Genomic DNA, 25,215 nt, shown 5'->3' on the forward strand with positions numbered 1-25,215 from the left:
TCCGGGCGTGGATTGAACGGCAGGCCCGCCCTGACTTTTCCGATTAAGCCGCATGGAGGCGCCCTTGGCGCTCAACACAAAACTATTGCTCATCATCCTCGACGGCGTGCCTTACCGGAACTGGCGACGGCTGATGGGCAATCTCGAAGGCTGGGTGCAATCAGGCGAAGCCCGCGTGTGGAAGATGCGCTCCGTGCTGCCGTCGACCTCGGCATCCTGCTATGCCTCGATCCACACCGGCGTGCCGCCTCAAGTGCACGGCATCCTGTCGAACGAGAACCGGTTTCGCGTCGAACAGCCGGACATCTTTTCCGAAGTCAGCAGGGCCGGCGGCAAGACCGGTGCGGTCACCCACTCCTACTGGTCCGAATTCTTTCGGGCCTATCCGTTCGACCTGGTCGAGGACATGGAGTTCGACCAGCCGGGCAGGCCGATCAGCCATGGCCGGTTCCACACCATGACCGGCTACAATGCCAGGAACCAGATGACGCCGAGCGACGTCGACCTGTTCGCGACGTTGACCATGCTGACCAGGCGCTACGGCATCGACTACGGCATCCTGCACAGCTGCACGCTGGACTCGATGGGCCACCGCTTCGGCCATGACTGCCACGAGATGGATCATGCCGTCTATGCAATGGACGCCATGCTCGCCGGCTTTCTGCCGCGCTGGCGGGAAGCCGGCTACGAGGTGATCGTCACCGCCGATCATGGCCAGACCGATCGCGGCCATCATGGCGGCCACGACGAGGAGATGCAGGATTTCGCACTTTACTACTTCGGATCCGGCGAGGGTCCGGAAGCCAATACGCTGCTCGATCAGCTGCAGCTCGCGCCGACGGTGCTTGTGCGCCTCGGCGTGCCGGTGCCGGCGACGATGAAGGCCGAGCCATTCCTGAGCTGAGCGCGCGCCCTCTTCTCCCTCTGGCAACGCTCCCGCTCTTCAGTTAGCCTCCGCAAATATACGGGCGGATGCGGTGAACCTTTTTGGGCCGATCAGCGACAGAGCAGGCAGGAGCCAGGCGGCTCGACCGGCGATGACGGCCGCGGAGACCGATCGCGCGCTTGTCGAGCGGGTCGCGAAAGGTGACCGTGCCGCCGTGCGGCTCCTGTTCATGCGCCACCACGCGCGGGTCTACCGCTTCGTGGCACGCCAGACGGGATCGGAACTGATGGCCGACGATATCGCGAACGAGGTGTTCCTCGAACTCTGGCGGCAGGCACCGGCCTTCGAGGGGCGCTCGGAGGTCTCGACATGGCTGCTCGGCATTGCCCGCTTCAAGGCGCTGTCCCTGCTGCGCAAGAAGAAGGAAGACTGGATCGACGACGATGACGCGGCCCGGGTCGCCGACGGCGCCGACACGCCGGAAGTCGTGACGATGAAGGAAGACAAGGCCGCCGCCTTGCGACGCTTTATCGATGCCATGCCGGAAGAGCACCGCACGGTGATCGACCTTGCCTATTATCACGGGCAATCGGTGAGCGAGATCGGCGAGGTACTCGGCATCCCGGTCGCAACGGTCAAGACCAGGATGTTCTACGCCCGCAAGAAACTCGGCGAAGCCCTCAAGGCCGCCGGTTACGACAGGGGGTGGCCATGAGCGCCGCTGAAAAAATGTCACGCCGCGACGAAATGGAAATGCTGCTGCCGTTTTATCTGAACGGCTCGCTGGAGGGCACCGAGCTCGAAGCCATCGAGGAATGGCTGGCGAGCGATCCGGCGGCGATGGCCGCACTAGGCGAGGCCGAGGCCGAATTCTCCGGCACCGCTGCCGCAAACGAGGCAATCCGCCCGCCGGCCGATGCGCTCAGCCGCTTTGCCAAGGCGCTCGACGCCGAGGCCGGCCCGTCCCGCGCGCCTGCGGCATCGTCCTGGCTGGCGCAAGCCTGGAGCCGCTTCATGGCGGTGCCGGTCGGCGTCGCCTGGGCCGCGGCCGCGGTGCTGCTGGCCCTGGTCGTCGCGCAATCCTTTGTGCAGACCGGCAACAGAGGTGGCGATTTCGAGATTGCCGGATCGGAAGACGACCTGGCCAAAATGCCGTTTGCACTTGTGAAGTTCAAACCGGATGCGAAGCTGTCCGACATCATCGCTTTTCTCGACCAGAACCAATTGAAGATCGCCGGCGGGCCGACCGCCGACGGTGTCTTCCGCCTCGGCGTTCCGGCCAAGACCGCCGCCGACTATCAGAAGCTGCTTGGCCTTATTGCCGCCCAGCCTTTCACCGAAGCTGCGCTGGAGGGAAGGAAACCGGCTGATGGCGGCTAAGGCGGTCATTCGATTGACGGCAGCGATGACAATCTTCGCCGCGTCCGCAATGGCGCAGACCAATGACCCGAACCTCACCCAGGCTGAGATCGACTGCCTGAACCGGGGAAATGCTGCCAACGCCGACTGCGCCAAGGATGGCGGCGCCGTGAAGGATGGCGGCAAAGCGCTGGCTCCTGGAATAACGGGCGCGGTGTTTCTTCCGGACTTGATTGTCGACCTGTTCCCCAATCCTGCCGTAGTCACCGAGGCGCCTATACCTCCTGGCAATACTGCAACCCCACCCGCCGTCGCGCCGGCAATACAGGCTGCCGCGCCGGGCGGTCCGGTCGTAGCACCCACCGATCTTGTCGCAACCGAGCCGCCGCGCGCCGTGATCGGCGATTTCGTGCCCGACGAGGTGCTGGTCACGGTCAATGGCGATGCCGGCGCGGTCCAGCAGATCGCGGCCTCGTTCGGCCTCGAGATACGCTCGCAGCGGCAGTCGCGGCTGCTCGGCAACACGCTGGTGCGCTTCGGCATTCCCGATGGCCGCCCGGTCGGCGTCGTGCTGGCGCAACTTGCCGCCGACGGCCGTACTTTGCGGCGTGAGGCCAACCATGTCTACTCGCTGCAGCAGGCGGCCAGCATCGTCAATTATGCGTTCGAGCGCATTGCGCTCGATGCCGACAAAGCCAGCGGCGAGAATGTGCGCGTCGGCGTCATCGACACCGGCATCGATGACGGCAATCCGGCGCTCTCCGGCGTCATCGCCGGGCAGTTCGATGCCATGCCCGACGTGCCGATCAAGGCGCGCGACCACGGCACTTCGGTCGATGGACTGATTGCCGGCACCGGCGCGTTCAAAGGCATGGCGCCGGGTGCCAGGATCTATCACGCCCGCGCCTTCGAGGGCGGCAAGTCGACCATGGACGTCATCCTTTCGGCGCTCGACTGGGCGGCGGAGCAGGATGTCCGCATCATCAATATGAGCTTCGTCGGTCCGAAGAACGACCTGCTCGGCATCGCCTGCCGCAATGCGCGCGCGTTTGGCATCGTGCTGGTTGCGGCCGCCGGCAATAACGGACCGAAGGCGCCCTATGGTTATCCGGCCGCCTTCGACGGCGTGATGGCGGTGACGGCCACCGATGCCAAGGACGGGCTGATGCCGCAGGCCAATCGCGGCGCCTATGTCTTCATCTCCGCTCCCGGCGTCGAGATGGTGGCGCCGAGCGGCGCCGGCTCGGACGTGGTGACCGGGACGTCCTTCGCCGCAGCGATCGTGACCGGCGCCGTCGCCAACCTGTTCCATGCCGCACCCGACCGTTCGGCCGACTGGGTCGAGAAAGCACTTGCCGCCACCGCCAGGGATCTCGGCCCCAAGGGGCGGGACAATGATTTCGGCTTTGGCCTGCTGAATACCAAGGCGGCCGAGGCGGCGAAGGAATAGCCCGCTCAAGTCGCGTTTTGCTGAGGACGTAGCAGAAAATAGAATGCGGCGATGTGCGTTATCATCAGCAGCGGTACGTAGATGATCGGGATCGCGTAGGTGGTGCCCAGTTCGCCTGCGCGTGCAGGAAGGCCGATCTGGACGGCATGGTAATAGTCGACGATGAGGTCGACCGTCCCTGCGACATTGAAGGCGACGACCAACGGCCAGAAGAGCGGGCGTATCCTCACCGTGAGCAGCGCCAGCATGGCCAGCACGCCAGTCGCGAAATCGCCGTAGGCGGCGAATACGGCGAAGTCGGTGGGCAGATTGGGGCTTACGACACCTGGAACCATGAAGACGAGCCCGAAGAAGCGGAAGCTGTGCAGCGTAGCGATGGCGCGTTGCGCCGCGACCCGGTCCATCGACCTGAGCCACGGCAAACCGTACGCGCCGAAGCAAAGCAGCCACGCGACATAGCCGAGAGCAAGATGGGTTTGGAACACCATTTCCGTGGACATTTGGCCTTCTCTCAACAGTTGATTCACGCGGCTTTAAGCCCGCTACCGCAATTCGACTATCCGGTGTAATCACAACAACCTATGAAGCAGAACTACACAGTCCGACATGGTGCGCTGGAGGGCGTCGAGGCGTTCCTGGCCGTCGCCAGGCGCCTCAGTTTCCGCCGTGCCGCCGCCGATCTCGGCGTGACGCCATCCGCCGTGAGCCAGACGGTGCGCGCGCTGGAAGCCCGCCTGGGCACGGCGCTGTTCGTCCGCACGACGCGGAGCGTTGGTTTAACCGAGCCTGGCCAGCGGTTCCTCGACCGTGCCGGCCCGGCGTTCGAAGAGCTTGTCGCGGCCGGCGAGGCCGCCCGCGATATCGGCCAGCGGCCGACCGGTCTGCTGCGCCTGTCTGTGCCCCGCGCTATCGTGCCGCTGATGTTGGAGCCGCTGATCGCGTCGTTCTGCCAAGCCTATCCTGAGATCGAACTGGAGATCGCCGTGAGCGACCAGATGGTCGATCTCGCGACCGGCGGGTTCGATGCCGGCATCCGCCTCGGCCAGCTCATCGCCGCCGACATGGTCGCGGTGCGGCTGACAGCGCCGTTCTCGTTCGTGGTCGTCGGCAGCCCTGACTATTTTGAGCGCCACGGCCGTCCCGAGCGTGTCGACGACTTGCGCCACCACGCCTGCTTACGCTTGCGCCGCTCGAATGGCAGCATCGCGCCCTGGTCGTTCATCGACGGCAACGGCGCGATCGAAGCGGTCGTCTCAGGCCCGCTGATCGCGCACGACTATTCGACGTTGGTCGGGGCTGCGATGCGGGGCGTCGGGCTGGCGCAGACACCGCGACCACTCGCCGAAGGTCTGATAGCCGAAGGAAAACTCCAGTCGGTGCTGGACAGCGTCGCCACGACGACGCCGGGTGTCTTCCTTTATCATCCCGGCAAGCGCCAAGTCCTGCCGAAGCTGCGCGCCTTCATCGATCACCTCAAATCCGCGGCCTGAGACCAGGACGCACCCGCTGGTGCTGGCCAACAGCCGCCAAGAGTCGACCTCGGCCGTTCAGAGTGATTGCCTCTAGGCCGGCGCGCCGGCGACCGATCCCCTGACCACCAGGTCGACCGGCCAGACTTCGCCGCGAGCGCCCTCCTCCAGGCCGGAAATCCGCGCCGCCAGCCGTTCGGCGATGCGCGCGCCGGCGAGGCGGATCGACGAACGCGTCGTCGACAGCGGCACCGAAAAATTTTCCGGCTTCAGCCAGGGAAAGACGTCGTCATGGGCGATCAGCGACAGGTCGCCCGGAATGGTCAGGCCGAGATCGCGCACCGCGCGCACCACGCCGAGCGCCATGATCAGGCTGGAGCAGGCGATCGCCGTCGGCGCGTCACTTTGTTCCAGCAAGCGCCGGGCGGCGCGGTAGCCGTTCTCCTCGGTCATGGTGAGCGAACAGACATGCTGATCACGAAGCACCAGGCCGCTCGCCGCAAGCGCGCGGCGCACGCCGCGCTCGCGATGGATGGCGAAGGTCTCGCGATCGTCGCCGTTGATCAGCGCCAGACGCCTATGACCGAGCTGAACGAGTAGCCGCGCCGCCTCGTGGAAGGCGCCCTCATTGTCGATGTCGGTGAACGGATAGTCGAAATCGAAGCCTTCGCTGCGGCCATGGACGATGAAAGGAATGCCGAGCGTATTGACCAGCGCCACCCGCCGGTCGGCCGGCCTCGGCGACGAGATATAGACCGCGTCGACCTGCCGGTTGGCGACAATGCGGCGGTACGTCGTCTCCTGGTCGTCGGCATCGGCCGGTGACAGCACCAGGTCGAGCTCGTGCGAACGCGCATAGTCGCCGAGGCCGGACAGGAACTCGACGAAATGCGGGTCGATGTCGACGGTCGTCCCCGTCGGCAGAACATAGCCGATCATGCCGGTCTTGCCGGTCGCCAGCCGACGGGCGCTCGGATTGGGGCGATAGCCGTGACGCTTGGCGGCATCGACCACCCGCCGGCGCGTTTCCTCGTTGACTTCGGGGTAGCCGTTCAATGCGCGGCTCACCGTAGTCTGCGAAAGCGCCAGCATGTGGGAGAGCTGCTTGAGGTTCACCGGAGGCCTCCAAACCTCAAAGCGCTTTTAATCTGAATCGAGCTGGCCGCTACGAACCGCGTTGCCGAGCGCACTGACCATACGCACGGTTCGGACCGGTTTGAAGCCGAATTTGCTGCTGCACCGCCAGAAAACTGTGCTGCAGCGCACTTTTGCCGGCACTCGGCCGCAGAAATTAAATCGATTAGTCTGGCTTTCTCTTGACTCCGGATCAATTCAGTGGCGTGATCAAAATCACCAAAGCGCTTTGGAAGACTCTACGAAAGGTTGCAGTTCCTTTCCGACTGAGTCACAGTCCTGCAGCGCCGGCGGACGGAATGGAGGTTTCGTTCGGTGTTTGTCACCACTGGGAGGGAATACCGATGAAGAAAATGCTTCTGCTGGGCGCTGCGTTTGCCACGCTTGCGCTCGCCATGCCGGCGCAAGCCGAATTGAAGTTCAAGCCGGGCGAAGATCCCCGTTTCAACTGGGCGAACTACGAAGAGCTCAAGAAAGTCGACCTCAAGGGCGAGACGCTGACGATCTTCGGACCGTGGCGCGGCGAGGACGAAGGGCTTATCCGCACCGTCCTCGATTACTTCTCCGAAGCCACCGGCGCCGAGATCAAGTACTCCTCGTCGGAGAATTACGAGCAGCAGATCGTCATCGACACGCAGGCCGGCAGCCCGCCCAACATTGCCGTGCTGCCGCAGCCGGGCCTGATCCAGGATCTGGCATCGAAGGGCCTTTTGACGCCGCTCGGCGACGACACGGCCAACTGGGTCAAGGACAATTACGGCGCCGGCCAATCCTGGGTCGACCTCGGCACGTTCAAGGACAAGGACGGCAAGCCCGGCTTCTTCGCCTTTCCGTATAAGGCCGACGTGAAGTCGCTGGTCTGGTACTCGCCGGACAATTTCGAGGAAGCGGGCTACAAGGTGCCGAAGACGCAGGAAGAGCTTGCCGAGCTCGAAAAGAAGATCATCGCCGACGGCGGCACGCCATGGTGCATCGGGCTTGGTTCGGGCGGCGCCACCGGCTGGCCGGCGACCGACTGGGTCGAAGACATCATGCTGCGCACCCAGACGCCCGAGACCTACGACAAATGGGTGAAGAACGAAATTCCGTTCAACGATCCGGCAGTGGTCAACGCCATCGACATTTTCGGCAAGATCGCGACCGACGACAAGATGGTCGAGGGCGGCGCCAAGGCGGTTGCGGCGACCGATTTCCGTGACAGCCCGAAGGGCCTCTTCTCGGTGCCGCCGAAATGCTATCTGCACCACCAGGCATCGTTCATCCCGACCTTCTTCCCGCAAGGCACCAAGATCGGCGAGGATGCCGACTTCTTCTATTACCCGCCCTACGCCTCCAAGCCCGAGCTCGGCACTCCGGTGCTCGGCGCCGGCACGCTGGCCATGATCACTAAAGATAGCAAGAGTGCCCGCGCGTTCATCGAATTCCTGAAGCTGCCGCTCGCTCATGAGATCTGGATGGCACAGGGCGGCTTCGTGACGCCGTTCAAGTCGGTCAACAAGGACGCCTATGCTAGCGACGCGCTGAAGAAGCAGGGCGAGATCCTGGCCAACGCCTCGACCTTCCGCTTCGACGGGTCCGACCTGATGCCGGGCAAGATCGGCGCCGGTGCGTTCTGGACCGGCATGATCGACCTGGTCGGCGGCAAGTCCGCCCAGGACGTCGCCACTGACATCCAGAAAAGCTGGGACGCGATCAAGTAAGCGGCCGGCTTGAGTTCCCAATGTGATGTGGTCCGGGCCTCAAACGGCCCGGACCTTATCCGGTGCTTGGCGTCGCGTCGATTGTCGTGAGTACAACGCATTCCGGCATGACGCGCGCCCAGTGACCTGCTTTCCGGCTGGTCGCGCTCCAGACAACTGAATCGGCGCATGATCCCGTCGCCAAAGCCATTCTCGACTGGCGGATCCGTGCGCAGGGGGAGGGACCCATGGCGGCTCAGATTTTTTCGGCGATATTCGTCATCATCATCGGCGTGGGCGGCTGCGTCGCCTATTTCTGGGGCGCCAACAAGGCACTCGACACGATCTTTCCGGCACGCGGCGTTTCCGGCAAGGCGGCGATTAACAATCTGCGCCGGCAGGGGGTGATCCGACCCTGGCTCTTCGTCGGCCCGGCGATGATCATCCTCACCATCTACCTGATCTACCCGGTGGTGGAGACGCTGAGGCTGTCGTTCCTCGATCGCGGCGGCGCCCATTTCGTCGGCTTGGCCAACTATCAATGGGCGTTCGGCGACCGCGAGTTCCGCAACTCGATCCTCAACAACATCATCTGGCTGGCGGTGGTGCCGGCCGCCTGCACCTTCCTCGGGCTGATCATCGCCGTGCTCACCGACAAGATCTGGTGGGGCACCATCGCCAAGAGCCTGATCTTCCTGCCGCTGGCGATCTCGTTCGTCGGCGCCAGCGTCATCTGGAAATTCATCTACGAATATCGCGGCGACGGGCAGACGCAGATCGGTCTGCTCAACGCCATCATCCAGTATTTCGGCGGCCAGCCGCAGGTCTGGATCTCGCTGCCGTTCTGGAACAACTTCTTCCTGATGGTCATCCTGATCTGGATCCAGACCGGCTTTGCCATGGTCATCCTGTCGTCGGCCTTGCGCGGCATTCCGGAAGAGACGCTGGAAGCCGCCGTCATCGACGGCGCCAACCCTTTCCAGATCTTCTGGAAGATCATGGTGCCGCAGATCTGGGGCACCATCGCCGTGGTCTGGACCACCATCACCATCCTGGTGCTGAAGGTTTTCGACATCGTGCTGACCATGACCAACGGCCAGTGGAACAGCCAGGTGTTGGCCAATCTGATGTTCGACTGGATGTTCCGCGGCGGCGGCGATTTCGGCCGCGGCGCCACCATCGCCATCATCATCATGATCGCGGTCATTCCGATCATGGTCTGGAACATCCGCCAGGCGAACAAAGAGACGGAAGGGCATTGAGATGGCCGCGTCGACCGGAAAGTCCTTTGTCAGCCGTTTCGGCGTCCACATCGCCGTCTTCATCTTCGTTGCGATCTGGACGATCCCGACGCTCGGCATTCTGGTCTCGTCGCTGCGCGACAAGGATCAGATCATCGCTTCGGGCTGGTGGAACTCGTTCACCAGTTCCAGCCAGACGGAAGCCGGCCGGCTGCCGCCAGCCTCGGCGCAGGTCGAGAAGGAGGGCAAGTTCGTCCTGCAAGGCAATATCTTCGGCGACGGCCCGGCCCGCAACATCAGCGCCTTCGGCGTCAAGTCGGCCGCGCCGACGCAATATCCCGCCGGCACGACAGCCGATCTCGGCGACGGCGTCACCCTGCAGCTCAATGCCGACGGCAGTTTCGTCATGACCTCGCCGAAGGCTTTCGAAAGCGAACGCGGCCAGCGCGTCTATTACGCCTCGTCGGCGCCGCCGAAATTCACCACCGACAATTACGACACGGTGCTGTTTTCGGAAGGCATCGGCCGCTCCTTCATGAACTCGCTGACCGTCACCATTCCGGCGACCGTCATCCCGATCCTGATCGCCGCGTTCGCCGCCTACGCGCTGGCCTGGATGCGCTTTCCCGGCCGGGCGCTGCTCATCGCCGTCATCATCGGCCTCCTGGTCGTGCCGCTGCAGATGTCGCTGATCCCGCTGTTGAAGCTCTATAACGGCGTCGGCAGCTTCTTCGGCGTGCCGTCGAAGACCTATCTCGGCATCTGGCTGGCGCATACCGGCTTCGGTCTGCCTTTCGCCATCTATCTGTTGAGGAGCTATATCGCCGGCCTGCCACGCGAGATCATGGAGTCGGCGCGTATCGACGGCGCCAGCGATTTCGAGATCTTCGTCAAGATCGTGCTGCCATTATCGTTCCCGGTGCTGGCCTCGTTCGCCATCTTCCAGTTTCTCTGGGTGTGGAACGATCTGCTGGTGGCGATGGTTTTCCTTGGTACCGAGGGCGACCAGATCGTGCTGACCGCCAAGCTCAATGCGTTGCTCGGCTCGCGCGGCGGCGACTGGGAGATCCTGACGACATCGGCCTTCGTCACCATCATCGTGCCGCTGATCGTGTTCTTCTCGCTGCAGCGCTATTTCGTCCGCGGGCTGCTTGCCGGCTCGGTGAAAGGAGGTTGAGATCATGCAATCCGCTTTGAAGGCCACCCCGAAGCCAGATCTCGCTATAGATCGCGACTGGTGGCGAGGTGCCGTGATCTACCAGATCTACCCGCGCAGCTATCAGGATTCGAACGGCGACGGCATCGGCGACCTCAGGGGCATGATCGGCCGGTTGGCCTACATCGCCTCGCTCGGTGTCGACGCCATCTGGATCTCGCCATTCTTCAAATCGCCGATGAAGGATTTTGGCTACGACGTGTCGGATTATTGCGATGTCGATCCGATGTTCGGCACGCTGGCCGACTTCGACGCGCTGACCGCAGAGGCGCATCGGCTTGGCCTCAAGGTGATGATCGACGAGGTGCTCTCGCACACCGCCGACATCCATCCCTGGTTCAAGGAGAGCCGCTCGAGCCGGAGCAATCCAAAAGCCGACTGGTATGTCTGGGCGGATGCCAAGCCGGACGGCACGCCACCCAATAACTGGCTGTCGATCTTCGGCGGCTCGGCCTGGCAGTGGGACACCAGCCGCCAGCAATATTACCTGCATAATTTCCTGGCCGAGCAGCCCGACCTCAATTTCCACAGCCGCGCGGTCCAGGACGCGCTGCTCGACGTCACCCGCTTCTGGCTGGAGCGCGGCGTCGACGGCTTCCGCCTCGATACCATCAATTTCTATTTCCACAGCCAAGGCCTGGAAGACAATCCGCCGCTGCCACCCGAGCAGCGCAACGACCAGACGGCGCCGGCCGTCAACCCCTACAACTACCAGGACCATCTCTACGACAAGAGCCGGCCTGAAAACCTCGGCTTCCTCGAACGCTTCCGCGCCTTGCTCGACGAATACCCGGCGACGGCCGCGGTTGGCGAGGTCGGCGATTCGCAGCGTGGGCTGGAAGTGGTGGCGGCCTATACGGCCGGCGGCAAGCGCGTGCATATGTGTTACTCCTTCGACTTCCTGGCGCCGGAGAAGATCAGCGCGGCAAAGGTACGCTCGGTGCTGGAAACCTTCGGCAAGGTGGCCAGCGACGGCTGGTCGTGCTGGGCCTTCTCCAACCATGACGTGATGCGTCCCGCCTCTCGCTGGGCAGCCGGCGAGCCCGACCCGACCGCCTACCTCAAGGTCATCTCGGCGCTGCTGATGTCGTTGCGCGGCTCGGTCTGCATCTATCAAGGCGAGGAGCTCGGGCTCAGCGAGGCCGAGCTCAGCTTCGAGGATCTGCAGGACCCATACGGCATCCGCTTCTGGCCTGAATTCAAGGGACGCGACGGCTGCCGTACGCCGATGGTTTGGGACGGCGCCGCCCGCAATGGCGGCTTCTCGACGGCAAAGCCCTGGCTGCCGGTGCCCAGCAAGCACCTTGCGCAAGCCGTCAATGTGCAGCAAGGCGACGACGGCTCGCTGCTCGAGCACTACCGGCGCTTCCTGGCTTTCCGCCGCGCCCATCCGGCACTGGCCAAGGGTGATATCGAGTTCATCGAAAGCGAGGGCGACACCGTCGCCTTCACCCGCCGTGAAAGCAACGAGCAGATCGTCTGCGCCTTCAATCTCGGAGCAAAGCCGGCCGAAGTCGATCTTGGCGGCCGCTCATTGCAGCCCTTGCCGGGACACGGGTTTTCGGGACAGACTGGCGCCGGCACTATCCGCCTCGGCGGCTACGGCGCCTGGTTCGGGCGTATCGACTGAATTCAAGGAAGAACTGGAGGGTACACCATGGCCGATGTCACGCTAAGGCAAGTGAGGAAATCATATGGCAATCTCAACATTCTGCACGGCGTCGACCTCGACATAAAGTCGGGCGAATTCATCGTCTTCGTCGGCCCCTCGGGTTGCGGCAAGTCGACCTTGCTGCGCTGCATCGCCGGGCTGGAGGAGATCACCTCGGGCGAGCTCAAGATCGACGGCGAGATCGTCAACGACGTGCCGCCGTCAAAGCGCGGCATCGCCATGGTGTTCCAGTCCTATGCGCTTTATCCGCACATGACCGTCTACGACAACATGGCCTTCTCGATGAAGATCGGCAAGGAAAGCAAGGCCGAGATCGACAAGCGGGTGCGCCAGGCGGCCGAGATCCTGCAGCTGACCAAATATCTCGACCGTCTGCCCAAGGCGATGTCGGGCGGCCAGCGCCAGCGCGTCGCCATCGGTCGCGCCATCGTGCGCAATCCCAAGGTCTTCCTGTTCGACGAGCCGCTATCCAACCTCGACGCGGCGCTGCGTGTCGCCACCCGCATCGAGATCGCCAAGCTCAAGGAGTCGATGCCGGCCACAACGATGATCTACGTCACCCACGACCAGGTCGAGGCGATGACGCTGGCCGACCGCATCGTAGTGCTGAAGGAAGGCCATATCGAACAGGTCGGCACGCCGATGGAGCTCTACAAGCGGCCCGGCAATCTGTTCGTCGCCCAGTTCATCGGCTCGCCGGCGATGAACATCCTGCCGGCGACGATCGACAAGACCGGCAACCCGACGGTCGTCAGCCATGTCGGCGGCCGCAAGGCAACGGTGCCGATCGCAACGCCTGCGTCGGCGAAAGGTGCTGCGGTGAGCTTCGGGGTGCGGCCGGAGGATCTGATGATTGCCACCGGCGCCGACTATTTGTTCGAAGGGACGGTCGATTACGTCGAGCAGCTCGGCGAGGTCCAGCTCGTCTATGTCGACATCGGCCGCGCCGACCTGCCGCTGGTGACCAAGCTGCCGGGCAATGTCGAGGTCAAGCGCGGAGCGACGCTGCGGGTGACGGCGGACGCCGGCGACCTGCATATTTTCGACGCGGACGGGCGCTCTTTCGCGCTCCATGAAGCAGAAGCAAAGGCGGCTTGAAGCAGGCGTTCTTCCGCCATGCAAAAAACAAGAGCGGCGGGCATGGCCCGCCGCTCTTGTCTGGAATTCCAGTTCGGCCGTTAGAGCGGTTCATCGTTTCACGGAACGCCGAACCGCTCTACCTCTTTGTTTTGACGCAATTCCGGACGGAAAACCGTTTCACACTTTTCCTGGAATTGCTCTAGTTGTTGCCGAAGAGGTTGCGGTCGGCGCCCTGAGGCGCGGACTTGGGCACATCGCCAGACGAATTCAGCAGCTTGTAGACCGGCGAGTTGCTGTCACGCACCGAATACGTCTGCGTCTTGTCGACGTTGACGGTCGACTGCTTGTTGATGTCGGTCCCGCCAACATTGTCGTTGCGGGCATAAGCGCTGCCGGCGGCAATCAAGAGAGCGGCGGCAGTAAGAACAATCTTTTTCATTTGGATACTCCTGGATTTTCGAATCAAACGGCGGGCATGCCGCCGCCTTGATGGTGGGATCGGCTGTTAGTTGTTGCCGAAGAGGTTACGGTCGGCGCCCTGGACAACCGGCTGCTTTTCAGCCTGGTCCGACGTCTTGACGGAAGCCGTGTAGGAGCTGTCGACCGAGACAGCAGGCTGGTTGGCTCCGTTGGAACCAAAGTTGTCGCTGCCCGCGAAGGCGCTGCCGGTGATGGCCAAAACGGCGGCGGCAGCAAGAACGATCTTTTTCATCTTAATACTCCTGAATTTTTCAGATCCCCGGACGGCGGATATGCCCGCCGCCCTGATGCTGGGATCGGCTGTTATTTGTTGCCGAAGAGGTTACGGTCGGCGCCCTGGACAGGCTGCTGGTCAGCATGAGCCGGCTTCTGAATGGAAGCCGTATACGAGCTGTCGACCGAAGCGGCAGGCTGGTTCGCACCCTTGGAACCAAAGTTGTCGCTGCCAGCGAAGGCGCTGCCGGTGATGGCCAAAACGGCGACGGCGGCAAGAGCGATCTTTTTCATTTTAGTACTCCAGTATCTCAGTTTTTCCGTCCGTCCAGCGGCGTGTCTTGGGAGGAATTCGCGTCGTTCGGACAGCCCCGATGTGGGAAAGGCGATGGCCAGTTTCCAATCACGAAGTTGTTTGGTGTGGACCAAGAATCTACACCTTGAAATTGTGCCAGAGATTCCCTCCGCCACAATTTTATTGCTAAATATCACGTAGATAGCCCATAGTATCGGTCTGGCTGCAAGGTGACTTGGGAGGCAGCGTTCACAGCGTCCTGCACGCATTGTCAACAGAAACGAACCGTTCGGTTCGATTTTTTAAACCGATAAAAGTCGCAGCCGAGGTTCTTTGTCGAATCGTTAACCATTTCGGCCAAACGTGGCGTCGCCGTTCTGCCTGTTTTCGGCCTGTTTATGCCGGGCAGCGAAGGCAGCAACCGGGCAAGCAGAACCGGGTCAGACCCCGTAGCGTTCGGTGCGGATGAGTGCCGCAGGCACACCGGCATCGATCAGTGCCTCGGCGGCGGCCGTCACGAATGCGTTCGAGCCGCAGACAAAGGCGAGCTTCGGCGGCGCGGGCAGCCTCGTCATGGCTTGCACCATCATCGCGGCGTCGACCCGCCGCGCATGATCTGCCGGACGGCGGGCCGGCTCGCGCGTCAGCGTCAGCACCAGGTCGAAGCCATCCCGGCGCTCGGCGAGGTCGATCAACTCGTCGCGAAAGATCACCTCGTCCCAGACCCGCGCCGAAAACACCAAGGCGGCGGCGACCAGCGATCCCCGCATCGCCCGGTGACGGACCATCGACATCAGCGGCACCACGCCCGACCCGCCGCCGACGAGCAGGAGCGGTCCGCCATCGCCGTCGGACCAGACGAAATGGCCGCCGAGCGGCCCGCGCAACTCGACCTCGTCGCCCACCGCCGCGATGTCGTGAAAGAATGGCGAGACCTCGCCGTCCTCGAGTTTTTCAATCGCCAGCTCGATGGTCTCGCCGGTCTCCGGCGCCGAGGCGATGGAGTAGGAGCGGCGCGCCTGATAGCCGTCAGGTGCCGTCAGCCTGACGTCGACATGCTGTCCGGCCCGGTAGGCGAAGGGCCGCGAGGGCTGCAGGAAAAAGCTGGTGACGCGCCGCGTGCGCTTTTGGATGCGGGTGATGGTGACCGTCTGCCAGGGCGACTGCGCCGTCGGTGCGTCGCTCATGGATCGTTCGTGTAGCGCTGCTCGCGCCACGGATCGCCATAGATATGATAGCCTCGCAACTCCCAGAAACCCGGCTCGTCACGCTCTGTGAACTGCAGCCCGTTCAGCCATTTGGCCGATTTCCAGAAATAGAGATGCGGAACGAGCAGCCGGGCCGGGCCGCCATGATCGGGGGTGATCGGCTTGCCCTCGTAAAGCAGTGCCACCATCGCCTTGCCGCCGGTGAGATCCTTCGTTGGCACATTGGTGGAATAGCCGTCGAAACCCAGCGCCAGCGTGAAGGCGGTGGGCGGCTCGATGCCGGCGTCGGCAAGGATGTCGTCGACCAGCACGCCCTGCCACGCGGTGTCGAACTTGGTCCATGCGGTGACGCAATGGATGTCGCGCGTCATCTTGGTCAAGGGCAGCGCGTTGAACTCGGCCCAGTTCCACTTCTTGATCGGCCGCGGCCCGTGCTTAAGCGTAAACGACCAATCCTCGGTGCGGACATGCGGCGTCGGGCCGGCCGACAGGACCGGGAAACCTTGCTCGAGATATTGCCCCGGCGGGATACGTGCATCCGTATCCGTCGGCGGCTTTCGTCCGGAAGAGAAGCCTCGGGTAACCATCGAGAATATCCGTTTGCGCAAGGTCCAATCGACCTTTGTCAGTTTTCTCGAAGACGCGTGCGCGGGCAACCGAAATCTTGGCTCCGGCCTGGCGGCAATGCTCTACATCGATCTTGGCAGCGCGGCGCCCGCTTCAGCCACTGGCGAAGGGGACGGCGACGAACATCTGGGCGTCGCCACGCTCGACAAGCAGCAGCACCGATTTCTTGCCAGATTTGGCAGCCTGCACAATCGCCTGGTTAGCCTGCCTGGCGTTCCTCACCGGATGCTGGTCGACGGCGACGATGATGTCGCCGGGCTGGATGCCGGAAGCCGATGCCGCCTTGTTCGGGTCGACGCGCTCGACCAGCGCGCCGTGCTGGTTGCCTGCCAGGTTCATTGCCTGGCGCACATCCGGGGTGACGTCCATCAGGCCGAGACCGAGCGCCGGTGCGCGAAGGCCCTGCTCCGTCGACGGCTGACGCCGATCGCCGGTCACCGATCCCGTTGCCATGTCGTCTTCGTTGCGCCCGACCTCGACGGAGATCTGCAGGCTTTGCCCCTGGCGCCAGACATTGAGGGTTTCCCTCGTGCCGGGCGCAACGTCGGCGACGGTGCGCGACAGATCCCTTGGATCCTTTATGTCGCGGCCGGCGAAACTGGTAATGACGTCGCCGGTCTCGATGCCGGCTTTGGCGGCCGGCGATCCGTCGCTGACCTGCGCGACCAGCACGCCGGCTGCGTGATCGAGGCCGATGGCGCTCGCCATGTCAGGCGTCACCGGCTGGATCTGGACGCCGAGATAACCGTACTGGATGGAGCCGCCCTTCATCAGCTTGGCGACGACCTTTTGCGCCTGGTCCGAGGGGATGGCGAAGCCGACGCCGACGCTGCCGCCATTCGGCGAAAAGATCGCCGTGTTGATGCCGACGACATTGCCGTTCACATCCGTTAGCGGGCCGCCGGAATTGCCCCGGTTGATCGGTGCGTCGATCTGGATGAAGTCGTCAAACGGCCCGCTATGCAGGTCGCGGCCGCGCGCCGAGACGATGCCGGCCGTGACCGTAGTGCCAAGGCCGAAAGGATTGCCGAACGCGAGCACCTGGTCGCCCGGCATGAGCTTGTCGGAATCGCCCCATTTGATGATCGGCAAGGGCTTGCCGGCTTTGACCATGAGCACGGCAAGATCGTTCTTGGCGTCATGACCGATCAATTTGGCGGGAAGCTCGGTGCCGTCGTCGAGCGTCACCTTGATCGACTGGGCGCCGTCGACGACGTGATTGTTGGTGACGATGGTGCCGTCGGCGCCGACGATGAAGCCTGAGCCGAGGGCCTCGGTGCGCGGCGCCTGTTCCGGCGGTGTCTTGGGGGCGGGCTGTCCCTGGTCATCGAAGAAATGGCGGAAATAGTCGTCGAAAGGCGAGGTTCCGCCAAAGGGAGAGGCGTCGCTCATGGTGTCCGGCTGTTGTACTTTCATGACCGTCGCGATGGTCACCACTGCCGGTTTGTCGGCCGCCACGACCGGAGCGAACGAACCGCTGGGCGCCGTCATTCCGGTGACAGGTGGGGTCACTGTTGCCGCCAGGACATCATTCAGCCTGGGAGCGAGGGGCAGGGCGAAGGGGCTGACGATCAGCGCGGCGCCCAGCAGAGCGGCGACGCGATGTCTGCGAAGGGTCTGGATTGGTGACATGGCCGTTGTCCGGGCGAGAGATTGATCGGGCGCCGCAGCGTTCCGTCACCGGAATGCTCTATCGGCGTGTCGGCCTTGCCTGTCTCGCCTGGCACGGCGGCCGACCGGATCGACAGCCCCGCATCTAGGGCGCCGATCGTGGTTTCCAGATAATATTACGAAGATTTAATTTCCGGCTGGCAGCCGCCTTGCCGGGCTGGCGCCGAAACCCGAAAACAAAAACCCGCCTTGCTGCGGGTCGTTGGGGCGAATCAGCACCATACCCAGATTACTAGCATAGCTGCCGGCACAAAGCAAGAACAAAATAGCTGCGCAAGACAAATCGCTTCAGATTTGCGCCGCCTCAGCCGAGGCCTCCTATTCGCCTTTCCGGTCGGTCCGGCTGAGATAGGTGGTGGCGATCTCGCGCATCCGCCTGCCGTCGAAGCTCGGTCCATGGCCGCCATGGCCGATCCGGATCGGCAGCTCGAGCAGGCGCTGCATCGTGCGGCGATAGGCGGCACGATCCGAATCCGGCAGGTCGTCGATCAGCATGGCGTCGTAGATGGCGTCGCCGGCGAAGAACAGGCCGTCAGCCTCGTCGAACAGCGCGATCGAATCCGGAGAGTGGCCGGGCAGATGCAGGACGCGGAATTGGCGGTCGCCGAGGTCGATCCTATCGCCCTCGTCCAGGGTCCGGGCCAGAGGCGCCGGCTGAATCCTGTAATCGGCCGCCTTCCAGCCCTTTGCCGGCAGCCTGGAGACGGCGCCTTCCAGATCATGGAACATGTAGGCGTAGGTCACCGCTTCATCCATGCTGTCGAACTGTGCGGCGCTGTGGCGCGGCCCTGCCCGCAACGGAAACTCGTGCAGCGAGCCGACATGATCGAGATGGATATGCGTGGCGACGACGAGCAGCGGCTTGCCGGACGGCGTGTCGATCTGCGGCGCCAGCGGGCAGATCCCCATGCCGGTGTCGACCAGCAGGTCGACATCGCGGCCGCGCAGATGCCAGATGTTGGCGCGCACGAATTCGTGCACGAAGGGCTCGGTCAGCATCGTCGTCTTGGCGTCGACGATGGTTTTGCTGAACCAGCTGTCCATCAGATCAAGGCCGGCATCAGACGAACGGCTTGCCGACCTTGTACTTTTGCGGGACCAGCCGCTTCAGATAGGCCATCCCCGCATCGGACAGCCGGTTGACATCCGGCAGCATGAAATCATCCGGCATATGGCGCGTCTTGCCGGCGACGTTCTTCAGCGGCACCTTCTTCAGCACGGTTTTCTTGCCGTCATATTGCAGCGCCACCGAACCGCCCCCCTCGTCGGCCACCGTGACCGCGAAGGCACCGGCATCGAAGGCCTCCTGCGCGTCCACCGCGCTGATGGCGCCGACATAGCCGCGCGGCATATAGCCGAGCGCATCGACGCGCGCCCGCTTGCCCGGCAATCCTTCGGCGAGCGCGCGCTCCAAGGCTGCCGGCAGGTCGCTGCCCGACAGCTTGACGTTGCCGTGCTGGTCGCGCTCCAGCCTTTCCGGCGGCACCAGGCTTTCGACCAGCGCTTTGCCGTCGGCGGTGCTGACGCCTTCGGAGACGGCAACGATGCAGCGCTTGTGGCGGTCGAGCGTTGCACGAACGTCGTCGATGAAGCCCGCCGCGGAGAACGGCCGCTCCGGCACGTAGACGAGATGCGGGCCGCTGTCCTGATCGAGCTGCCAGGCCGCGGACGCGGCCGTCAGGAAACCGGCATGCCGCCCCATGACGATGCCGACATAGATGCCCGGCAGAGCGCGGAAATCGAGATCGACCGAAAGGAATGCTCCAGCGACGAACTCGGCCGCCGACATGAAGCCGGGCGTGTGATCGTTCTCCTCGAGATCGTTGTCGATGGTTTTCGGCGCGTGGACGAAGGCGATCTTGCCGCCGGCGGCGTCGGTGAGGATCTGCTGCGTGCCCGAGGTGTCGTTGCCGCCGATATAGATGAAGGCATCGGCGCCGGCGTTCTTCAAGCCGTTGAGGATGAGGTCGCAATAGGCGGCATCCGGCTTGTCGCGCGTCGAACCAAGCGCGGCGCTCGGTGTCGCCGCGATCAGCCGCAGGCGGTCCTCGGGGATGGCGGAAAGATCGACGTAATTGCCGTCACGAATTCCGCGCACGCCGTGGATGGAACCAAGCACCTTGGCGCCGGGATGCCGCTTGCGGATTTCGAGCGTGGCGCCCACCACGGTCTGGTTGATGACGGCGGTCGGGCCGCCGCCTTGCGCGATGACAAAAGTTCCGGCCATTGTTCACGTCTCCCGGGCGGTGAAAATCGCAGGCACATTCGCCTGTCTTGCGGCATCGCGCAACGGCAGAGGCAGTGGGTCAGTTTGAAATCGGGCCACTCTTCGCCTGCAGCGCGATAGGATCCGTTTCGATGAGCCGAAGTGACCTGACCATACTCGCCGTCTGCGCCTTGTATTTGAGAAAGTGCGACGTGGTCAGGTGGGCCTCATAGGCCGCCTGATCGGCGTAGCATTCGATCACGCGCACCTTTTCAGGCGTGCCTTTTACTGCCACCGCATGAAGGAAAAGCACGCCCGGCTCGACGCGTACAGAAGCCTCAATCTCTTCGGCAAGCAGGGCCCTGTAGCTGCCGATCTGCTTAGGATCGATTTCCAGTTCGGCTATCCTGACAATCGGCATCAATTGCTTTCTTGCTTCTTGCAGGGACCACGCATGGTCGGCTTCTCCGCTTCGCTCGCCTCGATCAGTGCAACGATGTCGCGATCTCCCAAAACTTGTCAGTCACACGAGTGGACATGGCTGGGCAAGGCGAAGCGTCGCATGAATTCGCACAAAATGTAGTACATGGGTGTGCAGCGCTAGCCGGCAGAGTAATCGCTCGAGCCTTGGCCGCCGGTCAGACGACGACGACCGGATTCTTCTTGGAGACGCGGCTGTAGAGGTCGATGATGTCCTGGTTGATCAGGCGCACGCAGCCCGACGACATCGCCTGGCCGATGCTCCACCATTCGGGCGAGCCGTGGATGCGATAGCCGGTGTCGCTGCCGTTCTGATAGATGTAGAGGGCACGCGCGCCGAGCGGATTGTCGAGGCCGCCCGGCTGTCCGCTTTGCCATTTCACCAGTTCCGGCCTGCGGGCGATCATCTCGGGCGGCGGGGTCCAGACCGGCCATTCCTTGCCGTACTGGATGTTGGCGCGGCCGGACCAGCGGAACCCGTCCTTGCCGATGCCGACGCCGTAACGGATCGCATCGCCGCCGGGCTGCACCAGATAGAGCAGCCGTTCCTGCGAGTGAACGACGATGGTGCCGGGTTGCTCGCCGGTCGGATCGACGACGATCTGGCGGCGGAACTCCGGCTTGACCTTGAGATAGGGCACTTCCGGCACATTGAAGCCACCGTCGGTGAGCGAAGCGTACATCACGTCGGGGCTGGTGATGTTCTTGTCGACGCTGATACTCGGACGGATGGGCCGGATCGAGCCGGTGGTGACGTCGTCGAGCTGGAGCGACGGCAGATCCAGCGTCTGGCTGCAGCCGGCGATGCCGAGCAGCGCCAGCGCACCGGCGCCGGACAGCACCGTGCGACGGGAAAGCTGTATTTCGGTTTCGATTGCGTCGCCATTGTGCGGCAGCGACAGACCGTGCGGCAACTCACGCATTTACCCAAACCCTACGCTATCGGCGGGAAACACGGTCCGGCCGGATAGCAGGCATTTTCACCAATCATGGTTGAAAAAGCGTGAAGGCCGGCCGCCTGGCATTAACGAGAGGCTTTTTCGATTTTGCCTCTTTACATCTTCGCGAGGCCAAGGATTTATCCTCTTCTTTGAGCTCAAGGAGAAGAAAATGTCCTTCGAAAACTGGGCCGCTTTTGCCGCCGCCTCGGCAGTCCTTCTGGTCATTCCAGGTCCGACCATCCTGCTGGTGGTGTCCTATGCGCTCGGCCAGGGCTGGCGCATCGCGCTGCCGATGGCAGTCGGCGTGGCGCTCGGCGACTTCACCGCGATGACATTGTCGATGCTGGGCATCGGCGCGCTGCTGGCGGCGTCGGCCACCGTGTTTACCGTGCTGAAGGTGATCGGCGCCGGCTATCTGATCTATCTCGGCATCAAGCTGTTTCGCGCCGGCGGCGCGCTCCGGGCCGAACCGCGCACCGATGCGGTGTCATCGGCGAAAATGACGGCGCACGCCTGGCTGGTTACCGCGCTCAATCCGAAAAGCATCACCTTTTTCGTCGCCTTCCTGCCGCAGTTCCTCGACCGGCATGCGGATTTCTGGACACAGATGCTGATCTTCGAGACGACCTTCCTGGCGCTCGCCTTCGCCAATGCCTTCGGTTATGCGCTGATCGCGGCAAGGGCGCGCAACGTGGTGCGCAATCCAAAGGCGATCCGCATCTTCAACCGCACCGGCGGCACGCTGCTGGTCAGCGCCGGGATCGCGACAGTGGCGATGCGCTCGGGCAACTGAGGACAGACCATGGCGGTGAGCGATGCATTCGGCCTGACACTGTCTGGCGCGACGGAGGCCGGGCTCTCGTCCTACAGCCGGGCTGTTCGCGAATTGCAGTGCTTCATCGGCGATCCGGTCGGTTCCATTGACCGGGCAATCGCCGAAGATCCCGGCTTCGTCATGGCGCATGTGTTCAAGGGTTATCTCTTTGGCCTTGCCACAGAGCGCGAAGCGACGGCGGTGGCCAAGGCATGTCACGAGGCGGCGTTGCCGCTTGCCGCGACGACACGCGAGCAGGCGCATGTCGCCGCCCTTGGCCACCTTGCGGAGGGACGCTGGCACGAGGCCGCCCGCGTGCTGGAGGATATCGCCATCGAGTTTCCGCTCGATGCGCTGGCGCTGCAGACCGGCCACCAGATCGACTTCTTCACCGGCAATGCGCGCATGCTGCGCGACCGCATCGGTCGCGCGCTGCCGTCCTGGCACAGCGACATGCCGGGCTATCACGCCATACTCGGCATGCAGGCCTTTGGCCTGGAGGAAATGGGCGATTACGCGCGCGCCGAAAAACTTGGCCGCACGGCGGTCGATATCGAGCCGCGCGACGGCTGGGCCCAGCATGCGGTGGCCCATGTCATGGAGATGCAGAGCCGGCAGAAGGACGGCATTCTGTGGATGCGCGCCAATCCCGAAGCGTGGACGCGGGAAAGCTTCCTGCAGGTGCATAATTGGTGGCATCTGGCGCTGTTCCATTATGATCTCGGCGAGACCGACGAGGTGCTGGCGCTCTACGACGGGCCGATCTATGGCGAGCGCTCGACGCTGGCGCTCAACATGGTCGATGCCTCGGCGATCCTGTGGCGGCTGCATCTCGGCGGCGTCGATGTCGGCGAGCGCTGGACGGCACTCGCCGCCAACTCGTTGCCCAAGGCGAGCGCCGGCCATTATGCCTTCAATGACGCCCACGCGATGATGGCGTTTGTCGGCGCCGGCCTCGAAGCGCCGGCCCGCGGCTTGCTCGAGGCGCAGCGCGAGGCGATGCGCGGCAAGGACGACAACGCTGCTTTCACCAGGGATGTCGGCCATCCCCTGACGCTCGCCATCAAGGCGTTCGGCGAGGGCAATTATGCCGGGACGATCCGCTTGATCCGGCCGATCCGGGCAATCGCCCATCGCTTCGGCGGCAGCCACGCCCAACGCGACGTCATCGACCTGACGCTGATCGAAGCGGCATTGCGTTCCGGTGATGGCGCGCTGGCGAGGGCGCTTGCGGCGGAACGCGCGCTGGCACGGCCGGACAGCCCGTTGTCGGCACTGTTTTCACGGCGTGCAACCGCTCTCGCGGCGAATTGACCAAGGCCACATCTTGCCTTAAAAACTGCCCCGGCCAGATTTTTTCGAGCGTCGAAAAAATCTTCGCGTGTTGACCGGGGTGCGTTTCCGGCGGCACGATTGCCGGGATATCTTCGCCGCCCGTGTCACAGGACTGGGCAGGGAAGCAAGAAAGACCGTCGCCGCCAGGCATGACGGACATGGGAGGAAACATGTATCTCGGCCTCGATCTCGGCACGTCGGGCGTCAAGGCGCTGCTGATCGATGCAAGGCAGAGCATCGTCGGTTCCGGCCATGCACCGCTCGACGTGTCGCGCCCGCATCCCGGCTGGTCCGAGCAGAACCCGGCCGACTGGATCCGCGCCTGCGAAGCGGCGGTCGGCGAGCTGCGGTCAATGCATGCGAAGGAACTCGCGGCGGTCAAAGGCATCGGCCTTTCCGGCCATATGCATGGCGCCACTCTGCTCGATGCCGCCGATCAGGTGCTGCGCCCCTGCATCCTATGGAACGATACACGCAGCCACGCCGAGGCGGCCGCGCTCGACGCCGACCCGCGCTTTCGCAAGCTAACCGGCAACATCGTCTTTCCCGGTTTCACCGCGCCAAAGCTGGCCTGGGTCAAGAACAACGAACCGGCTGTTTTCGCCAAGGTGGCAAAGGTCCTGCTGCCGAAGGACTTTTTGCGGCTCTGGCTCGCCGGCGAGCATATTTCGGAAATGTCGGATTCGGCTGGCACGTCGTGGCTCGATGTCGGCAAACGAGCCTGGTCCGCCGAACTGCTCGCCGCCACATCGCTCGACGAAAGCCAGATGCCGTCGCTGGTCGAAGGCACGGCCAAGGCCGGTGCCTTGCGCGCCGAACTGGCCGCGAAATGGGGCATGCAGGCGGGCATCCCGATCGCCGGCGGTGCCGGCGACAATGCGGCTTCGGCCTGCGGCATGGGCACGGTCGGCGCCGGGCAGGCGTTCGTCTCGCTCGGCACGTCCGGCGTGCTTTTCGCCGCCAACGCGTCGTATCTGCCCAACCCGGAAAGCGCCGTGCACACATTCTGCCACGCACTGCCCGGCACCTGGCACCAGATGGGCGTCATCCTGTCGGCAACCGATTCGCTCAACTGGCTGTCGGGGATCGCTGGAAAAAGCGCCGGCGAGTTGACCGCCGAACTCGGCGATGCGCTGCAGGCGCCGGCCGGTGTCTCCTTCCTGCCGTACCTGTCAGGCGAGCGGACGCCTCACAATGATTCCGTCATTCGGGGCGCGTTTACCGGGCTTGCCCACGAATCCGGCCGCGCGGCGCTGACCCAGGCCGTGCTCGAAGGCGTCGCTTTCGCTTTCCGCGACAGCCTCGAAGCTCTGGCCAAAGCCGGCACGACGCTGACCCGGGTGACGGCGATCGGCGGCGGCTCGCGCTCGCGCTATTGGCTGAAGGCCATCGCCACAGCGCTTGGCCTGCCAGTCGATATTCCAGCCGACGGCGATTTCGGCGCTGCCTTTGGCGCGGCCCGACTTGGCCTGATCGCGGCGACCGGTGCCGATCCGCGCGCCGTCTGCGCGGCGCCGGCGACCGACGCCACGGTGGAACCGGTCGCCGCACTAAGCGATGTCTATGCGGATGCCTATCAGCGCTACCGGGCGCTTTATCCGGCGATCAGGGCTGTAACCGCGTGAGCCGGCGCTTACCCCCGTCTGGCCTGCCCTCTTTGCCACCACTTGGCATCTCTCCCTCAAGGGTGGAGATCAGCAGCATCGACGGCTATGCCAGTCTTGCAAGATCGGTGATTGGCGAAGGCGGAAAGGCCAGC

The 25,215-nt window shown here is 63.6% G+C and carries 26 protein-coding genes; 14 read left to right on the forward strand and 12 right to left on the reverse strand.

What is annotated here, in order from left to right:
• Nucleotides 1–64: 64 nt before the first annotated feature.
• The 4 genes from NKI70_RS12255 to NKI70_RS12270 all read left to right on the forward strand — a co-directional run bounded on the left by NKI70_RS12255 (nucleotide 65) and on the right by NKI70_RS12270 (nucleotide 3,695).
• Nucleotides 65–904 carry an alkaline phosphatase family protein gene (locus NKI70_RS12255; RefSeq protein WP_084641081.1) on the forward strand — a complete coding sequence of 280 codons (840 nt, stop codon included), beginning with the start codon at nucleotides 65–67 and terminating at the stop codon, nucleotides 902–904.
• 133 nt (nucleotides 905–1,037) lie between these two features.
• On the forward strand, nucleotides 1,038–1,601 hold the full coding sequence (locus tag NKI70_RS12260; protein WP_023676214.1) for a sigma-70 family RNA polymerase sigma factor: 564 nt from the start codon (nucleotides 1,038–1,040) through the stop codon (nucleotides 1,599–1,601).
• The gene (locus NKI70_RS12265; protein ID WP_352568403.1) at nucleotides 1,598–2,266 is read left to right on the forward strand and encodes an anti-sigma factor; all 669 of its coding nucleotides are present in this window, start codon (nucleotides 1,598–1,600) and stop codon (nucleotides 2,264–2,266) included. The genes NKI70_RS12260 and NKI70_RS12265 overlap by 4 nt, the downstream gene beginning before the upstream one ends.
• Nucleotides 2,256–3,695: a S8 family serine peptidase gene (locus NKI70_RS12270; RefSeq protein WP_023680216.1), complete on the forward strand. Its 1,440-nt coding sequence runs from the start codon at nucleotides 2,256–2,258 to the stop codon at nucleotides 3,693–3,695. The genes NKI70_RS12265 and NKI70_RS12270 overlap by 11 nt, the downstream gene beginning before the upstream one ends.
• Before the next feature lie 5 nt (nucleotides 3,696–3,700).
• Here NKI70_RS12270 and NKI70_RS12275 read toward each other — a convergent pair whose 3' ends face one another.
• Nucleotides 3,701–4,195 (reverse strand): DUF8737 domain-containing protein, encoded by a 495-nt coding sequence (locus NKI70_RS12275; protein WP_352697176.1) that lies wholly within the window; start codon nucleotides 4,193–4,195, stop codon nucleotides 3,701–3,703.
• Between the two features lie 81 nt (nucleotides 4,196–4,276).
• Here NKI70_RS12275 and NKI70_RS12280 point away from each other — a divergent pair, with 81 nt between their 5' ends.
• Nucleotides 4,277–5,185 (forward strand): LysR family transcriptional regulator, encoded by a 909-nt coding sequence (locus NKI70_RS12280; RefSeq protein WP_023680218.1) that lies wholly within the window; start codon nucleotides 4,277–4,279, stop codon nucleotides 5,183–5,185.
• A gap of 72 nt (nucleotides 5,186–5,257) precedes the next feature.
• Here the strand turns inward: NKI70_RS12280 and NKI70_RS12285 are convergent, their stop codons facing one another.
• Nucleotides 5,258–6,280 (reverse strand): substrate-binding domain-containing protein, encoded by a 1,023-nt coding sequence (locus tag NKI70_RS12285; RefSeq protein ID WP_031213013.1) that lies wholly within the window; start codon nucleotides 6,278–6,280, stop codon nucleotides 5,258–5,260.
• Nucleotides 6,281–6,642: 362 nt separating this feature from the next.
• On the opposite strand from NKI70_RS12285, the gene NKI70_RS12290 reads away from it, so the two are divergent.
• From NKI70_RS12290 to NKI70_RS12315, 6 genes are all read left to right on the forward strand, one after another.
• Nucleotides 6,643–7,998, forward strand: coding sequence for an ABC transporter substrate-binding protein (locus NKI70_RS12290; protein ID WP_352452249.1), 1,356 nt, complete (start codon nucleotides 6,643–6,645; stop codon nucleotides 7,996–7,998).
• A gap of 227 nt (nucleotides 7,999–8,225) precedes the next feature.
• Entirely contained in the window at nucleotides 8,226–9,239 is a 1,014-nt protein-coding gene (locus tag NKI70_RS12295; protein WP_023680221.1) for a carbohydrate ABC transporter permease, read from the forward strand.
• 1 nt (nucleotide 9,240) lies between these two features.
• Entirely contained in the window at nucleotides 9,241–10,395 is a 1,155-nt protein-coding gene (locus NKI70_RS12300) for a carbohydrate ABC transporter permease (protein ID WP_023680222.1), read from the forward strand.
• Between the two features lie 4 nt (nucleotides 10,396–10,399).
• Nucleotides 10,400–12,064 (forward strand): beta-galactosidase BglA, encoded by a 1,665-nt coding sequence (bglA, locus tag NKI70_RS12305; protein WP_352697178.1) that lies wholly within the window; start codon nucleotides 10,400–10,402, stop codon nucleotides 12,062–12,064.
• Between the two features lie 27 nt (nucleotides 12,065–12,091).
• Entirely contained in the window at nucleotides 12,092–13,204 is a 1,113-nt protein-coding gene (locus tag NKI70_RS12310) for an ABC transporter ATP-binding protein (protein ID WP_352697180.1), read from the forward strand.
• On the forward strand, nucleotides 13,201–13,389 hold the full coding sequence (locus NKI70_RS12315) for a hypothetical protein (RefSeq protein ID WP_352724632.1): 189 nt from the start codon (nucleotides 13,201–13,203) through the stop codon (nucleotides 13,387–13,389). Before NKI70_RS12310 ends, NKI70_RS12315 begins: the two co-directional genes overlap by 4 nt.
• Here NKI70_RS12315 and NKI70_RS12320 read toward each other — a convergent pair.
• The 10 genes from NKI70_RS12320 to NKI70_RS12365 all read right to left on the reverse strand — a co-directional run bounded on the left by NKI70_RS12320 (nucleotide 13,386) and on the right by NKI70_RS12365 (nucleotide 21,289).
• Nucleotides 13,386–13,625: a DUF680 domain-containing protein gene (locus NKI70_RS12320; protein ID WP_352590877.1), complete on the reverse strand. Its 240-nt coding sequence runs from the start codon at nucleotides 13,623–13,625 to the stop codon at nucleotides 13,386–13,388. The genes NKI70_RS12315 and NKI70_RS12320 overlap by 4 nt on opposite strands.
• Before the next feature lie 66 nt (nucleotides 13,626–13,691).
• On the reverse strand, nucleotides 13,692–13,898 hold the full coding sequence (locus NKI70_RS12325; protein ID WP_023680226.1) for a DUF680 domain-containing protein: 207 nt from the start codon (nucleotides 13,896–13,898) through the stop codon (nucleotides 13,692–13,694).
• Between the two features lie 71 nt (nucleotides 13,899–13,969).
• Complete coding sequence (locus tag NKI70_RS12330; RefSeq protein WP_352697184.1) at nucleotides 13,970–14,173, reverse strand: DUF680 domain-containing protein; 204 nt, start codon at nucleotides 14,171–14,173, stop codon at nucleotides 13,970–13,972.
• Between the two features lie 441 nt (nucleotides 14,174–14,614).
• The gene (locus NKI70_RS12335; protein ID WP_352697186.1) at nucleotides 14,615–15,361 is read right to left on the reverse strand and encodes an FAD-binding oxidoreductase; all 747 of its coding nucleotides are present in this window, start codon (nucleotides 15,359–15,361) and stop codon (nucleotides 14,615–14,617) included.
• Nucleotides 15,358–15,969: a molybdopterin-dependent oxidoreductase gene (locus tag NKI70_RS12340; protein ID WP_023680229.1), complete on the reverse strand. Its 612-nt coding sequence runs from the start codon at nucleotides 15,967–15,969 to the stop codon at nucleotides 15,358–15,360. The genes NKI70_RS12335 and NKI70_RS12340 overlap by 4 nt, the downstream gene beginning before the upstream one ends.
• Nucleotides 15,970–16,102: 133 nt before the next feature.
• The gene (locus NKI70_RS12345) at nucleotides 16,103–17,641 is read right to left on the reverse strand and encodes a DegQ family serine endoprotease (protein ID WP_352576266.1); all 1,539 of its coding nucleotides are present in this window, start codon (nucleotides 17,639–17,641) and stop codon (nucleotides 16,103–16,105) included.
• 357 nt (nucleotides 17,642–17,998) lie between these two features.
• A complete protein-coding gene (locus NKI70_RS12350) occupies nucleotides 17,999–18,724 on the reverse strand; it encodes an MBL fold metallo-hydrolase (protein WP_352590860.1) in 726 nt (241 codons plus the stop codon).
• Between the two features lie 16 nt (nucleotides 18,725–18,740).
• Nucleotides 18,741–19,907, reverse strand: a complete 1,167-nt coding sequence (locus NKI70_RS12355; protein ID WP_023680232.1) for a diphosphate--fructose-6-phosphate 1-phosphotransferase — start codon at nucleotides 19,905–19,907, stop codon at nucleotides 18,741–18,743.
• Between the two features lie 79 nt (nucleotides 19,908–19,986).
• The gene (locus tag NKI70_RS12360) at nucleotides 19,987–20,307 is read right to left on the reverse strand and encodes a putative quinol monooxygenase (RefSeq protein ID WP_023680233.1); all 321 of its coding nucleotides are present in this window, start codon (nucleotides 20,305–20,307) and stop codon (nucleotides 19,987–19,989) included.
• A 217-nt stretch (nucleotides 20,308–20,524) separates the two neighbouring features.
• Complete coding sequence (locus NKI70_RS12365; RefSeq protein ID WP_352619396.1) at nucleotides 20,525–21,289, reverse strand: L,D-transpeptidase; 765 nt, start codon at nucleotides 21,287–21,289, stop codon at nucleotides 20,525–20,527.
• Nucleotides 21,290–21,476: 187 nt separating this feature from the next.
• On the opposite strand from NKI70_RS12365, the gene NKI70_RS12370 reads away from it, so the two are divergent.
• The 3 genes from NKI70_RS12370 (at nucleotide 21,477) to xylB (ending at nucleotide 25,081) form a co-directional block, all read left to right on the forward strand.
• Nucleotides 21,477–22,100, forward strand: coding sequence for a LysE family translocator (locus tag NKI70_RS12370; RefSeq protein WP_352697189.1), 624 nt, complete (start codon nucleotides 21,477–21,479; stop codon nucleotides 22,098–22,100).
• Nucleotides 22,101–22,109: 9 nt separating this feature from the next.
• Nucleotides 22,110–23,435, forward strand: a complete 1,326-nt coding sequence (locus NKI70_RS12375; RefSeq protein ID WP_352724633.1) for a tetratricopeptide repeat protein — start codon at nucleotides 22,110–22,112, stop codon at nucleotides 23,433–23,435.
• A gap of 191 nt (nucleotides 23,436–23,626) precedes the next feature.
• Nucleotides 23,627–25,081, forward strand: coding sequence for a xylulokinase (gene xylB, locus NKI70_RS12380; protein WP_352697431.1), 1,455 nt, complete (start codon nucleotides 23,627–23,629; stop codon nucleotides 25,079–25,081).
• Nucleotides 25,082–25,215 lie beyond the last annotated feature (134 nt).

This window comes from Mesorhizobium sp. M0500 (assembly GCF_040321165.1).
Taxonomy (GTDB): Bacteria; Pseudomonadota; Alphaproteobacteria; order Rhizobiales; family Rhizobiaceae; genus Mesorhizobium.

Bases quoted from the DNA above. Each gene is read 5' to 3' on its own strand.
- NKI70_RS12260 (WP_023676214.1), top strand. From the start codon at position 1,038: ATGACGGCCGCGGAGACCGATCGCGCGCTTGTCGAGCGGGTCGCGAAA.
- NKI70_RS12265 (WP_352568403.1), top strand. From the start codon at position 1,598: ATGAGCGCCGCTGAAAAAATGTCACGCCGCGACGAAATGGAAATGCTG.
- NKI70_RS12270 (WP_023680216.1), top strand. From the start codon at position 2,256: ATGGCGGCTAAGGCGGTCATTCGATTGACGGCAGCGATGACAATCTTC.
- NKI70_RS12275 (WP_352697176.1), bottom strand. From the start codon at position 4,195: ATGTCCACGGAAATGGTGTTCCAAACCCATCTTGCTCTCGGCTATGTC.
- NKI70_RS12280 (WP_023680218.1), top strand. From the start codon at position 4,277: ATGAAGCAGAACTACACAGTCCGACATGGTGCGCTGGAGGGCGTCGAG.
- NKI70_RS12290 (WP_352452249.1), top strand. From the start codon at position 6,643: ATGAAGAAAATGCTTCTGCTGGGCGCTGCGTTTGCCACGCTTGCGCTC.
- NKI70_RS12295 (WP_023680221.1), top strand. From the start codon at position 8,226: ATGGCGGCTCAGATTTTTTCGGCGATATTCGTCATCATCATCGGCGTG.
- NKI70_RS12300 (WP_023680222.1), top strand. From the start codon at position 9,241: ATGGCCGCGTCGACCGGAAAGTCCTTTGTCAGCCGTTTCGGCGTCCAC.
- bglA (WP_352697178.1), top strand. From the start codon at position 10,400: ATGCAATCCGCTTTGAAGGCCACCCCGAAGCCAGATCTCGCTATAGAT.
- NKI70_RS12310 (WP_352697180.1), top strand. From the start codon at position 12,092: ATGGCCGATGTCACGCTAAGGCAAGTGAGGAAATCATATGGCAATCTC.
- NKI70_RS12320 (WP_352590877.1), bottom strand. From the start codon at position 13,625: ATGAAAAAGATTGTTCTTACTGCCGCCGCTCTCTTGATTGCCGCCGGC.
- NKI70_RS12325 (WP_023680226.1), bottom strand. From the start codon at position 13,898: ATGAAAAAGATCGTTCTTGCTGCCGCCGCCGTTTTGGCCATCACCGGC.
- NKI70_RS12330 (WP_352697184.1), bottom strand. From the start codon at position 14,173: ATGAAAAAGATCGCTCTTGCCGCCGTCGCCGTTTTGGCCATCACCGGC.
- NKI70_RS12335 (WP_352697186.1), bottom strand. From the start codon at position 15,361: ATGAGCGACGCACCGACGGCGCAGTCGCCCTGGCAGACGGTCACCATC.
- NKI70_RS12340 (WP_023680229.1), bottom strand. From the start codon at position 15,969: ATGGTTACCCGAGGCTTCTCTTCCGGACGAAAGCCGCCGACGGATACG.
- NKI70_RS12345 (WP_352576266.1), bottom strand. From the start codon at position 17,641: ATGTCACCAATCCAGACCCTTCGCAGACATCGCGTCGCCGCTCTGCTG.
- NKI70_RS12350 (WP_352590860.1), bottom strand. From the start codon at position 18,724: ATGGACAGCTGGTTCAGCAAAACCATCGTCGACGCCAAGACGACGATG.
- NKI70_RS12355 (WP_023680232.1), bottom strand. From the start codon at position 19,907: ATGGCCGGAACTTTTGTCATCGCGCAAGGCGGCGGCCCGACCGCCGTC.
- NKI70_RS12360 (WP_023680233.1), bottom strand. From the start codon at position 20,307: ATGCCGATTGTCAGGATAGCCGAACTGGAAATCGATCCTAAGCAGATC.
- NKI70_RS12365 (WP_352619396.1), bottom strand. From the start codon at position 21,289: ATGCGTGAGTTGCCGCACGGTCTGTCGCTGCCGCACAATGGCGACGCA.
- NKI70_RS12370 (WP_352697189.1), top strand. From the start codon at position 21,477: ATGTCCTTCGAAAACTGGGCCGCTTTTGCCGCCGCCTCGGCAGTCCTT.
- NKI70_RS12375 (WP_352724633.1), top strand. From the start codon at position 22,110: ATGGCGGTGAGCGATGCATTCGGCCTGACACTGTCTGGCGCGACGGAG.
- xylB (WP_352697431.1), top strand. From the start codon at position 23,627: ATGTATCTCGGCCTCGATCTCGGCACGTCGGGCGTCAAGGCGCTGCTG.